Annotated in this window: 9 protein-coding genes, 1 rRNA gene and 2 pseudogenes; 5 read left to right on the top strand and 7 right to left on the bottom strand. The window is 60.6% G+C overall.

Going from position 1 to position 11,493, the window contains the following annotated elements:
* Positions 1 to 133, bottom strand: a 16S ribosomal RNA gene (locus J9889_RS15340); the annotation flags it as partial.
* A 25-nt stretch (positions 134 to 158) separates the two neighbouring features.
* Complete coding sequence (locus J9889_RS15335; protein WP_164882878.1) at positions 159 to 323, bottom strand: hypothetical protein; 165 nt, start codon at positions 321 to 323, stop codon at positions 159 to 161.
* A gap of 301 nt (positions 324 to 624) precedes the next feature.
* Between J9889_RS15335 and J9889_RS15330 the strand changes: the two genes are divergently transcribed.
* Entirely contained in the window at positions 625 to 1,821 is a 1,197-nt protein-coding gene (locus J9889_RS15330) for an NnrS family protein (protein WP_143236983.1), read from the top strand.
* Here J9889_RS15330 and J9889_RS15325 read toward each other — a convergent pair whose 3' ends face one another.
* Entirely contained in the window at positions 1,822 to 2,394 is a 573-nt protein-coding gene (locus J9889_RS15325) for an XRE family transcriptional regulator (protein ID WP_042015843.1), read from the bottom strand.
* A 113-nt stretch (positions 2,395 to 2,507) separates the two neighbouring features.
* Between J9889_RS15325 and J9889_RS15320 the strand changes: the two genes are divergently transcribed.
* Complete coding sequence (locus J9889_RS15320) at positions 2,508 to 3,659, top strand: benzoate/H(+) symporter BenE family transporter (RefSeq protein WP_246878106.1); 1,152 nt, start codon at positions 2,508 to 2,510, stop codon at positions 3,657 to 3,659.
* 147 nt (positions 3,660 to 3,806) lie between these two features.
* Positions 3,807 to 4,870 (top strand): annotated as a pseudogene (locus J9889_RS15315) (DUF3103 family protein).
* A gap of 63 nt (positions 4,871 to 4,933) precedes the next feature.
* Here J9889_RS15315 and metF read toward each other — a convergent pair.
* Entirely contained in the window at positions 4,934 to 5,830 is an 897-nt protein-coding gene (metF, locus tag J9889_RS15310) for a methylenetetrahydrofolate reductase (protein WP_010674220.1), read from the bottom strand.
* A gap of 326 nt (positions 5,831 to 6,156) precedes the next feature.
* On the opposite strand from metF, the gene J9889_RS15305 reads away from it, so the two are divergent.
* Complete coding sequence (locus J9889_RS15305; protein ID WP_210557245.1) at positions 6,157 to 6,948, top strand: GNAT family N-acetyltransferase; 792 nt, start codon at positions 6,157 to 6,159, stop codon at positions 6,946 to 6,948.
* A 60-nt stretch (positions 6,949 to 7,008) separates the two neighbouring features.
* Here the strand turns inward: J9889_RS15305 and J9889_RS15300 are convergent, their stop codons facing one another.
* The 3 genes and pseudogenes from J9889_RS15300 to J9889_RS15290 all read right to left on the bottom strand — a co-directional run.
* Positions 7,009 to 8,472 (bottom strand): extracellular solute-binding protein, encoded by a 1,464-nt coding sequence (locus J9889_RS15300; RefSeq protein WP_042864821.1) that lies wholly within the window; start codon positions 8,470 to 8,472, stop codon positions 7,009 to 7,011.
* Positions 8,473 to 8,480: 8 nt separating this feature from the next.
* Entirely contained in the window at positions 8,481 to 10,460 is a 1,980-nt protein-coding gene (locus J9889_RS15295; protein ID WP_210557243.1) for a methyl-accepting chemotaxis protein, read from the bottom strand.
* Positions 10,461 to 10,657: 197 nt separating this feature from the next.
* Positions 10,658 to 11,194 (bottom strand): annotated as a pseudogene (locus tag J9889_RS15290) (OmpW family outer membrane protein); the annotation flags it as partial.
* A gap of 78 nt (positions 11,195 to 11,272) precedes the next feature.
* Here J9889_RS15290 and J9889_RS15285 point away from each other — a divergent pair.
* Positions 11,273 to 11,493: transposase (locus J9889_RS15285; RefSeq protein WP_210557241.1), on the top strand; the 221-nt coding region annotated here is incomplete at its 3' end.

Raw genomic sequence — 11,493 nt, 5'->3', positions numbered from 1 at the left:
TTTCCCAGGCATTACTCACCCGTCCGCCGCTCGCCGGCAAAAGTAGCAAGCTACTTTCCCGCTGCCGCTCGACTTGCATGTGTTAGGCCTGCCGCCAGCGTTCAATCTGAGCCATGATCAAACTCTTCAATTTAAGTTTGGTTGCCTGTTAAGGCGGCTCAATGAATTGCTGAATTAACTGCTGCAACTTTCGTTGCTTTGGTCACTTCATCAGACATTGATATCAAAAATTGTTTTTGATGCTCGATGCTGTGAGTGCCCACACAGATTGCTTGATTCAAATTGTTAAAGAGCGTCACGCTTGTCGCGTTGAGGATGCGCATCTTACGCTCCTCACTTCGAAAGTCAAGCGGTTGTTTTCGCTTTTCTTTCGGCGCCCACTTCGCTAGGAAGCTGGCTCATCAGTTCGGCGTGGTCCGCCGTGCTGGTAGGGGCGCATTATAGGGAGCCGCGCCGGGATGACAAGGGCTTTTTCACCGAGAAGAACCGTTCGCTCAGATATGCAGCAAAGCGGTTCTGTTTCGTTCGCGTCACCACCATTTCGGGCTGTCATTGGATTTAAATTGAACATTTGAAAAGCCACTTTATAATTGGCTTTTCAAATGTTCAATTAAGGTTTCATTCATGCACCAGATCCTGGATAGCCGCAAAGAGGAGAGAATCGTTCCTCTGTTCCGCCTCGGGTTTCGGCCTTTCTTCCTGTTTGGCGCCTTGTTCTCGGCTTTGGCGATGCTGGGCTGGCTGGGGCAACTCAACGGCTGGTTCGCTCTGCCCGGGATTAGCAACCCCATCTGGTGGCATGCACATGAAATGTTGTTCGGCTTTGGTGCCGCCATAGTGGCGGGTTTTCTGCTTACCGCCGTCCAGAACTGGACCGCTCACCCAGGTGTACGCGGTTGGCCGCTGGCACTGGTCGTGGGATTGTGGGCCATCCCGAGAGGCCTGCTCCCCTGGTTTGGAGAAAGCAATGTCACTCTGATGGTCATGGACCTGGCCTGGTTGCCCCTCTGTACGTGGTTCCTCGCCAGACCCATCATAGTGACGCGCCAGTGGCGCAATCTCTTTTTTGTTCCCCTGCTTCTCGTGTTGACCCTGCTCAATACCGCTTGCTGGCGGTGGCATGCCGAATGGCCATTGGTGGAACATATCCTGCTTGCAACCGTGCTCCTCTTCACGACCCTGATTGCCGTCATGGGAGGACGTGTCATTCCCTTCTTTACCGCCAGAGCCACTGGGACGGAAAAAGCATTACCACTGCCGTGGCTGGAGCGCATTGCCCTCGCGTCTCTGTGGCTCATCCTGCTGCTCTGGTTGGTGCTCCCGACACAGTGGGTCATCGGAATTCAGATGTTCCCTCTATATATAGTGGCGGCAGGGGCTCACCTCTACAGGCAGCTGCGCTGGCGACCCGGAACCACGTTGGCCCAGCCCCTGCTGTGGTCGCTTCACCTGGCCTACCTCTTTATCCCACTGGGGCTGACCGCCCTGGCGGCACGCACGGCTGGCTGGCCGATTGCCTTGTCACTGGCCAGCCATCTGTTCAGCGCGGGCAGCATGGGGGCCATGATCCTCGGGATGATAGCCCGTGTATCCCTCGGACACAGTGGCAGAGCCCTGCAGATAGGACGCAGGATCACGGCGGCATTTGCACTGGTGATCCTGTCCGCGCTGTTGCGGGTCTTGCTCCCTCTCTTTTGGCCAAATCTCACCCTCACGGGATGGAACCTCAGCGGATGGAGCTGGGTTGCCGCCTACGGTCTGTTCATCTGGGTTTATACCCCCATACTGACCAGTCCCAGGGCGGATGGCCGCCCCGGCTAGTCATCGCGTGGCCATGGCCGGATAGTGGATCAGATTGTGGAAGATGGCGGGAGCGACCCCAAGATTGCGATAGCCATGGGGACGATCCGCTGCAAACCGGACGGCCTCACCCTGATCGAGGGAACGCCACGCCCCGTCCACCAGCACCTCCATCACACCGCTGATGACGATGACATGTTCGGTCACCCCGGGTTCATGGGGTTCTGACTCCCGCTGGTAGCCAGGTAGCAGGGTCAGTTCGAACAACTCGAAACCAAAGCGGGCCTCATAGGGGAAAAGCGGGGCAACCTGCATCCCCTCTCCCGCCGGCTGCTGTCGAATATCATCGGCAATACGGTATACCGTCTCTCCCTGCGCCGCTGGTGTCGGCTCAATGAAACTGGAGAAAGAGACCCGAAAACCGGTGGCAATCTTCCACAATGTTGCCACCGTCGGACTGGATTCACCTCGCTCGATCTGTCCCAGCATGGCCTTGCTCACCCCCGTTTCACGGGCGGCCATATCCAGGCTCCATCCTCTTTCAGTGCGCAGCCCTTTCAATCGCTGGGCCAGATAGCGACTCATCTCCTGCATCTGTTCTCCGATTTCTTTGAGCCATATTGTGCGCCATAACGCACAGCGTTATAGTCAAAACCACATTGTACGCAATAGCGCACAAGCTATCAGCATCCACAAGGAAGTTTCCCATGCCCCTAGCCCTCCCCCACATGGTCGCGGGACTCATCGCCGTATTGGTGGGTTACACGAGTTCTGTCGTCTTGATCATCCAGGCCGCCACGGCCGCTGGTGCCGATGCAGCCCAGGTCTCTTCCTGGTTATGGACACTGGGTATCGGCATGGGGGTCAGCTGCATCGGCCTCTCCCTCTATTACCGGATGCCTGTCTTGACGGCCTGGTCTACCCCGGGTGCCGCCCTGCTCATCACCAGCCTGGGGAACTTCAGTCTGGCGGAGGCCATCGGCGCCTTCATCATCTCTTCACTGCTGATCACCCTCTGCGGTATCAGCGGCTGGTTCGACAGGCTGATGCGTCACATTCCCGCCCCCCTGGCGGCCGCCATGCTGGCCGGAGTCTTGCTCAGGTTCGGGCTGGATCTCTTCAAGGTGGCACCGCAAGATCCTCTGCTGCTTGGCACCTTGCTACTGGCTTTCTTGCTGGGTCGCCACCTCTGGCCCCGCTACACCATGATGCTGGTCCTGGCGGCCGGCATGCTGCTCTGCACCCTGAGGGGCGAGCTGCAACTCAACGAGGTTCACTGGCAACTTTCCACCCCGGTCTGGATCTCGCCAGCCTTTTCCATCGACGCCCTGCTCGGCATCGCACTCCCGCTCTTTCTCGTTACCATGACCTCGCAAAACATGCCGGGCATTGCCATCCTGCGCGCCCACGGCTATCAACCGGCCACTTCTTCCTTGATTGGCTGGACCGGATTCATCGGCGTGCTGCTGGCACCGTTTGGCGGCTATGCCTTCAACCTGGCCGCCATCACAGCCGCCATCTGCATGGGCAAGGAAGTGGATCACGATGCCACTCGACGCTGGCCTGCTGCCGTGTGGGCTGGATGTTTCTACCTGCTCACAGGCTGTTTCGGTGCCACCGTGGTTGCCCTGTTCAGCGCATTCCCTGCGGTGCTGGTCACCTGCGTGGCCGGGCTGGCGCTGCTCGGCACCATAGGCAGCAGCTTGCACAGCGCCTTGCAGCAGGACGAGGAGCGGGAAGCCGCGCTACTGACTTTCCTCGTGACTGCCTCGGGGATCACCCTGCTCGGGGTCGGGTCTGCCTGCTGGGGATTGCTGATCGGAGTGACATTGCATCAAGTCAACCGGCTCCGCGCCTGACCTGACCATCTGGGGAGACTCCGGTGAGACGCAGCACATAATCCTGAGAAGAGCGTTCACATATGAACCTTATTCCTTTCTAGTGAGAAAACGGCGCAGATCCTTCCCGACAAGCGCCGTTGTCAGACTCAATACTGGAGAACGAAGATGAGGAATCAGGCTGTCATTTTGTTACTGGCACTGCTGGGTGCCACCACGGCCCAGGCTGCCGACACCGATCGGGAGCTGGCACGCCAGATCGCGCTGCAGCAGAAGAACCTGCTGCCACTCCTGAACAATCAGGAATACCAGAGCCCGCTACCCAACCTGCTGCCAAAGGCCAGCCTGCGCCTGAAGCGCCAGGCTCGGGATGCCAACCGGGCGGCCATCAGTCGGCAAGGGCTGGATGGCGAGGTCAGGGAGCTGATGCAACTGCGGCTGGCCAATCCGGATCAGGCGGATGCACTGCAACAAGGGGTGGAGCCACTGGTTGCCTACATACCAAGTGGTGACGAAAAGAGCTGGAGCGCCATCGAGGCGTTCGACAGCGCCGGCAGCCCGATCTATCTCGATGTGAACCAGCCGCCGGCGCGGCCGGTACTGGTGGTGGAGGCCGATCCGGTCAAAGCCAAGAATGCCGGCCTGAAGGTGATGCGAAAGGCGCTGGCTGCCGCCGACATGCAGGTGACGCCCCGTGCCACCAGCAACACCCCCCCCTCAAGACCAGCATTCTCAAGAAGATCAGGCTCAACGATGATCAGGAGCCCTGGCTGCTGGGCGCCGCCGAGGTCTATGCCGTCGTGGCCGGGGTCAATCCTGGCAGGGACGAGCCCGTGGTAGATATCGTCGACATGCCCTATCTCGACTACGACAACACCGACTACACCCCCAACCAGATCCTGGTCTATTGGGATCGCTACCGCTGGGGAGCCGTCGACGTGGTCATGATGGAGCAGGATGACAACGTCAATTACAAGGAGCTGAGCGCCCTCCTGATTGACGCACTCAAACTCGGCTTCACTGCGGGTGGCGTACCCGAGGCCCTGCCCTTCCTCGACCTTGGCGGTCGTATCGTCAAGGCACTCCCGGACTCCTGGATGACCAACAACGACGACTACCTCGACACCTTCTATACCCTGGAGCAGGACCAGAGCTATCACCAGTATCCCGGTGCTGCCGGCAATGCAGTCATCGATCTCGAGCCCAGGGAGATCCAGCCAACCCGGCCCTGACTATCGCCCAAAACAAAAAGCCAATGAGAAGACTCATTGGCTTTTCTGTATCAGAGCCGCGGATCAGGCCTGACCTTTCGGCCTCACACCCAGTGTGTGACAGATGGCGTAGGTCAGCTCTGAGCGGTTCAGGGTATAGAAGTGGAAATCCTTCACCCCTTCCTGACTCAGCACACGCACCTGGTCGATGGCAATGCTGGCTCCCACCATGTTGCGCGTCATCTGATCGTTTTCCAGCCCTTCGAAACGCTGGTGCATCCAGCGCGGGATTTTCACATTGGTGAAACCAGCAAACTTGGCCAGGGTCTGGTAGTTGGAGACCGGCAGTATCCCCGGCACGATCTCCGCATCGATACCGATGGCAGCGCAGCGATCCCGAAAACGCAGATAGGTCTCCACATCGAAGAAGAACTGGGTAATGGCCCGGTTGGCACCGGCATCTATCTTGCGCTTGAGGTTCAGCAAGTCGGATTGCGCACTGCGGGCCTCGGGGTGGCCTTCCGGATAGGCGGCGACCGAGATGTCGAAATCGGCTTCGGATTTCAGCAGGGCGACCAGATCGGTGGCATACATGTCAGGCTTGTCGAGGCCGGGGGGCAAGTCGCCGCGCAGGGCCACGATGTGACGAATGCCGCTGTTCCAGTAGTCACGGGCAATGGTGCGCAGCTCGTCACGGCTGGCGTCGATACAGGTCAGGTGCGGGGCGGCGATGAGGCCGGTACGCTCCTTGATGTCCTTGATCACCTTGTGAGTGCGGTCCCGGGTGCCCGAGTTGGCGCCATAGGTCACAGAGACGAATTTGGGCTCCAGCACCTGCAGGCGCTCGATGGACTGCCAGAGGGTGTTCTCCATCCCTTCGCTGTTGGGCGGGAAAAACTCGAAACTGACCGATATGTCGCCACCCAGATCCGCCAAACTCTGGTTGAGTGCCTCAACCTGACGCGCGCTGTGAAATCCCATCTGCTCTCTCCCTGTCCTGCAACCCATTCCTTCACGCCAAAACGGATGTTTGGACGTCTAAACGTCTTTCTATCTTTATGAGAAAACGGATCAAAGTCAATACCGATTTGTCAGCGACAAGGGGGATTGCCGATTTTTTATTTTGCAATTCAACCTAAGTAATGAGCGACCCCATCCCAAAATGCTGTCAGGCACGCTATGATGCGGGCGGATCGTCCTGGACGTTCTGAATCTGCGTGTGATTGTTTGGCCGGGTTTCCCGGCCTTTTTTTAACTTCTTTCCCCGCCTGCCGATAAGCAATTCAAGCGTTTGCAGGAGCCCCATCATGGAAGATCACCCCGGTTTTGCCACCGATCTGCTGTTCGATCGCTATCAGGGCGAGGTGACGGATCATGATGCGTTCTGGACCGTGCGCACCGCGGGCTCTCCAGACTACTACTTCGGCAACTACCTGTTGCTGCCCACCCCCCCAAGCGATCGTGACAAGGGCTGGCTCGAGGCCAGTTTCGACAGGCTGATTGGCTGGGATCCCCGTATCCGCCACCGCACCTTCCAGTGGCCCCTCGCCGCAGGCCAGAACAGCCGGGTCGCCGGGTTCGTGGCGGCGGGATACCAATACATGGAGTGCGTGGTACTGGCGCTGAGTGCAATGGAGTGGCAAGCCCCCACCGGCAGCGACCTGGCCCCGGCTCGCCCGTTCACCGCGGCAGACTGGGATCAGTGGCTCGCCTTCGAGCTGGCAGAGCGGGATCCCGCCCATTCGGAGGAGCGCTATCTTCCCTATCTCTTGTCACGCCGCCAGCTCTATCAGGCCATGATCGATGACGGGCTCGGACAGTGGTGGGGGTTATGGCACCAGAATCAACTGGTTGCCAGCTGCGGACTCTTCTTCACCGGCACCCTGGGACGCTTTCAACTGGTGCGCACGCACGCAGAGTGGCGAAACCGGGGGCTCTGTCGTCTGTTGCTGAGCCAGGTCGCACGCCAGGGACTGGCACGGGCCAGTTCGCTCATCATAGTGGCAGACGAGCACTATCACGCCCAGCGGGTCTATCGCACTCTGGGTTTCGTGCCGGTGGCCCGTATTGGCAGCCTGTGCCGCTTGCCACGGGAATGACAGGTCATCACGCAGATGCAAAACGGGAGGCCAAGGCCTCCCGTTTTGCATGGTGAACCATCAGGGCTGTGCCCCCTCCAGTTCGCTGGCGAGCGCCTCCTCCACTTCGGCAGGAGGCGCTGGAGCGACGGCTCCGGACACCGGTACTGACGGAGGCTGGGTTGCGCTCGCTCCGGAGGGCGCTTGTCCATCCGGCACCACAGGCGCAGCAGGCTCGGTCCCGATGGCACCCGACACAGGGACGGCAGGCACGCTCGCCTCACACTGACACTCCTGTCCCTTGCCCTGGTTGCCCTGATGGGGGGCATACCACCCTTTCAACCCCTGTTCCAGGCGATCGGCCGCCGCCTTGGGTGCCACGGTTCCCAGCAATACCTGCTGGCTCACCTCGGCCAGTTCATCCCCGAGCTTGGGAGTGCCGCGGGAGAGGATCTGGGTGGCAACCCGGATGGTGGAATCGCACTGATCCCGCCACTCCATCATCTCTCTGGCCGCCGGATTGGTGGCTTCAAAGAAGTGGTTGGAGAGCGAGAAGAAGCCGGGCAGCGAGTTGGTATAGAGCTCGGCAAACTGGGGAGTGGTCAGCCACTGCAGGAAGGTCATGGCGGCCTCCTTGTTCTTGCTGGCCGGATTCATCCCCATACCGATATCGGTGTGATCGGTGAAGAAACAGCCATCCCCCTGCTTTGCCACGGGCGGGCGCATGACACCGAAGTCCACCTTGCCGGTGAAGGGGGCAATCTCCCAGGATCCCGCCGCATAGAAGGCAGCCTTGCCCGAGGTGAACAGCTCGTTGGTGGTGGCGTAGTCGCGGCTCTCACCCCCCTCCCCCAGGTAGTCACGCCAGCGGGCCAGCTCCTCGAACACCTTGACGTATTGCGGGTTGTTGAAGCGCTCCTGGCCCCCGATCAGCGCCAATCGACCATCCTCCCCCTTCCAGTAGTTGGGGCCTATGTTCTGGAAACCGAGCTCGGAGGCAACCCAGCTCTCCGAGCCGCTCACGGCGAGGGGAACATAGCGACCATCCGCCTTCACCTTGTCCAGGGCCGCGAAGAATGCCTCGCGGGTCTGGGGAACCGTCAGCCCCAGCTCACTGAAAATCTTCTTGTTGTAGAAGAAGCCGTGAATCACCGATGCCATGGGTACGCAGAAAGTCTGGGCGCCACTGTCGGTCTGCCAGGGGGATTGGGCAAAGCTCGGGAAGTTCTCCATCCCCGCCATCTCGCTCAGCTCCACCAGATGGCCCGCCTTGAACAGGGCCAGGGAGTCGTCAAACGGGCGGCAGGTGATGAGATCCCCCGCCTTGCCCGCCTTGAGGCTGGCCCAGAGGGTCGGCATGTACTCGACGTTCTGCACCCCGTTGAATTTCACTTGAATACCCGGGTGGGCGGCCTCGAATGCAGGAATGATCTTCTGTTCCCACAAGGCCTTGTCATCAATGCGCCAGCTCTCTATCACCAGCTCGCTGGCCATCAGCTGGCCACACAACAGGAGACTCAGGGCCCCGATCCACTTGTTAGCCATAAGTCCTCCTACACCTTGAAATGGGCGATCAATTGCTGCTGCTTGGCGACCAGATCCGCCAGCACCTCACTGCTGCTGGCCGATTCCCGCGCCTCCCGCTCGGTCTCGTAAGCCACATCCGCAATGCTGGCGACATGACGGGCAACCCCCTGACTCACGGAGATCTGTTCCTGGGCGGCATGAGCCACCTGATCCGCCATCGCCTTGATGGCGCTCATTCGCTCGGCAATGGATTGCAGCGCCTCGTCCATCACCCGGGTCTGGGCCACGCAATCCTGGGTCTGCTCCTGGCTGCGTGCCATCACGGCCACCACGTGCTTGCTGGAACTTTGCAGGTTCTCGATCATGGCCTGGATCTCCTCGGTCGAGGTCTGGGTCCGGTTCGCCAGTGCCCGCACCTCGTCCGCCACCACCGCGAAGCCGCGACCTGCGTCCCCCGCCCGGGCCGCCTCGATGGCCGCGTTCAGCGCCAGCAGGTTGGTCTGCTCGGCGATGCTGCGGATCACGTCGAGGATGCTGCCGATGTTGTCGCTGAATTCCCCCAGCTTGTGGGTGATGCCGACCGCCTCTTCCATGGCACCCGCCAGTTGTTCGGTTATCTGGCGCGTAGTCGCCACCTGTTTGCGTCCGGCGCGGGCCTCTTCGTCCGCCAGGTCCACCTCACGCTTGGTGCCGTCAGTGGATCGCGCCACCTCGGTCGCACTCACCTCCAGCTCGGTGATGGCGGCAGCCACCTGATCGGTCTGGCTCTTCTGATCCTGCACCCGTGACATGGCCCGCTCGCTTATCTCGGCGGCGCGGCTCGCCTCGTCCACCAGATGGCGCGAGCCGGCATTGATCTGGGCGAGCAGCTCGCCAGTCTTGTCTGCCAGGGTGTTGATGGAGCGGGTCAGGCTGCCAAACTCGCAGCGGCTCTGGTAGTCGATGCGCCGGGTCATGTCACCCGTGGCCATGCGATCCAGCTCCCGATCGATGAGTTGCAGCGGACGCTGGATGCTGCGGGCTGTGGTGTAACCGATGAGGAGCGCGGCGGCTGCGGAGATGGCCGACACGATCAGGATCCAGGCGCTGGCGCTGCTGACGGCGTCATCCGCCCCGACCCGGCTCGCGCTGGCAATGCTGCCCGCCGATTTGGCCATCTCGTCCAGCAGCGCCAGGCTGTTGACCAGACTGGTGTCGAGCTGCTGGTTCAGGGACTGCAGCGAGGCCGCCAATTGCTGGCCATTGCGCATGGTCGCCAGCAACCCTTTCGGGCCGAGGGCCAGCTCCTGCATCCGATCGAGGTTGACGATGAAACGCTGCCTCACGTCATCGGGCACCTGCACCCGTTCGAGCCGTTTGCGTGCCATCTCGATATCCTTGCCGAGCACCTTCTCCAATTCATTGAGATCGGTCTTGGCATCGGCCCGGCGGATGTTTTTCAGATCCCGGGCAATGCCGGAGGTGATGAGTTCGGCCTTGTTGCGCATGGAGCGTTTGCTCGCGGTCTGCTGCAACAACAGGTCGGCGGCCCACTGGTAGGTATCTTCCAGCCGGATGAACGCCAGCTCCAGTTCATGGCGCCGATCGAGTGCGGCCACCCACTGGCCGTGCTGGGTCAGCACCTGATCCGCCAACCCGTAGAACTCGCGGGTCGCCCCGTCGACCTGGCGGAACAGCTCGCTCGCCTCCGCCACCCCGTCAAACCGGGCCATCTCCTTGCTCTGGGCCAGGAAACGCTCCTGCTGCGCCTTGAACTGGCTGGCCAGTTGCGGCAACTGGGCCGCCTCCTCGCTGGTTCTGTAGGTGAGCACCCAGCGGTTGCTGTCCTGCAGTGCGCCCTTGAGCCCGGCGACCGCGATCACCAGGGGGGTGGCACGATCAGAAACCTGGGAGAGCCCCTCGTTGATCCCCCGGATCTTCAGGATACTGATGAAGCCGAGCAGAACCAGCAACAACAGCATCAGCACGAAGCCGGCGATGATCCGCTGCACAATAGATAAACCCATGGAGGCATCCTCACTCGTTGGGGAAAGGGGTGAATGCCGAGGTTATCGGCAGCGGGGTGCAATGGAATAGCGGTTCGTGACGCGATGGCGGGCCAGATCACAGTTGGCGTGACATGGCAGGCAGAAAAGGGCCCGAACAGAGCCGGGCCAAAGAGACATGCTTGGTTGTCATGGCCGAGCACCGGCCACGTTTGTCATCAGAAGCGGTAGCCGACGCCGAACATGAAGGCCACCGGATCGATGGAGGTGTTGATGGTGCCCACGGCGGTATGCACATCGGTATCGATGTCGATGAGCCAGGCGGAGGCGTTGACGAACCAGCGGTCATTGATCGCCATGTCCAGGCCCACCTGACCCGCCATCCCCCAGGAGGAGTCCACGCTCACATCCGTCCCGGCCAGGGCACCGCGCCCTTCCTCGTCGAAGAAGGTGGTGTAGTTGATACCGGCCCCCACATAGGGGCGCACCTTGCTGTTGGCATCACCGAAGTAGTACTGCGCCATCAGGGTCGGCGGCAGGTGTTTGACCTTGGCGACCTCACCCAGGCCGGCAGTCGACACCGAGTGGGAGAAGGGGGTCGCGGCCAGCAGCTCGACACCCCAGTTGTCCGTCAACATGTAGGAGAGGGTCAGGCCAAGCTGCATGTTGCTGTCGATCTCCAGCTCGCCCGTCCCCAGCACGTTGTCACTGCTGGTCTGGGGAGAGACGAACGCCAGGCCACCACGGACCAGGATGGGCCTTGTTGCTCAAATCGGGGAACTATCTGTCATCTCGGTGATCTGATCCTGTAGCGCAGTCTCCGAGAGCATCAGATGGGCAAGTCCAAGCACAAGATCAGCAACTGGCAGCAGTACAACCAAGCCTTGGTGCAACGCGGTTCGTTGACTATCTGGATGGACGAACAAGCCATTAAGCAGTGGCATTGCCTGGTCCACCATGGCCGCCGAGGGAGAGGTTTCCACTACAGTGACACCGCCATTGAGACGGCCCTGATGCTAAAAGGCTTGTTCAAGTTGCCGCTGCGGGCGCTAGA

Origin of the sequence: Aeromonas sp. PrichA-15, from assembly GCF_017939245.1 — a bacterium.
GTDB classification, from domain to species: domain Bacteria; phylum Pseudomonadota; class Gammaproteobacteria; order Enterobacterales; family Aeromonadaceae; genus Aeromonas; species Aeromonas caviae.
This window is presented reverse-complemented; position numbering and strand designations above follow the sequence as displayed.

Coding starts and splice junctions, on each gene's coding strand:
- J9889_RS15335 (WP_164882878.1), bottom strand. CDS start 323: ATGCGCATCCTCAACGCGACAAGCGTGACGCTCTTTAACAATTTGAAT.
- J9889_RS15330 (WP_143236983.1), top strand. CDS start 625: ATGCACCAGATCCTGGATAGCCGCAAAGAGGAGAGAATCGTTCCTCTG.
- J9889_RS15305 (WP_210557245.1), top strand. CDS start 6,157: ATGGAAGATCACCCCGGTTTTGCCACCGATCTGCTGTTCGATCGCTAT.
- J9889_RS15325 (WP_042015843.1), bottom strand. CDS start 2,394: ATGCAGGAGATGAGTCGCTATCTGGCCCAGCGATTGAAAGGGCTGCGC.
- J9889_RS15320 (WP_246878106.1), top strand. CDS start 2,508: ATGCCCCTAGCCCTCCCCCACATGGTCGCGGGACTCATCGCCGTATTG.
- J9889_RS15295 (WP_210557243.1), bottom strand. CDS start 10,460: ATGGGTTTATCTATTGTGCAGCGGATCATCGCCGGCTTCGTGCTGATG.
- metF (WP_010674220.1), bottom strand. CDS start 5,830: ATGGGATTTCACAGCGCGCGTCAGGTTGAGGCACTCAACCAGAGTTTG.
- J9889_RS15300 (WP_042864821.1), bottom strand. CDS start 8,472: ATGGCTAACAAGTGGATCGGGGCCCTGAGTCTCCTGTTGTGTGGCCAG.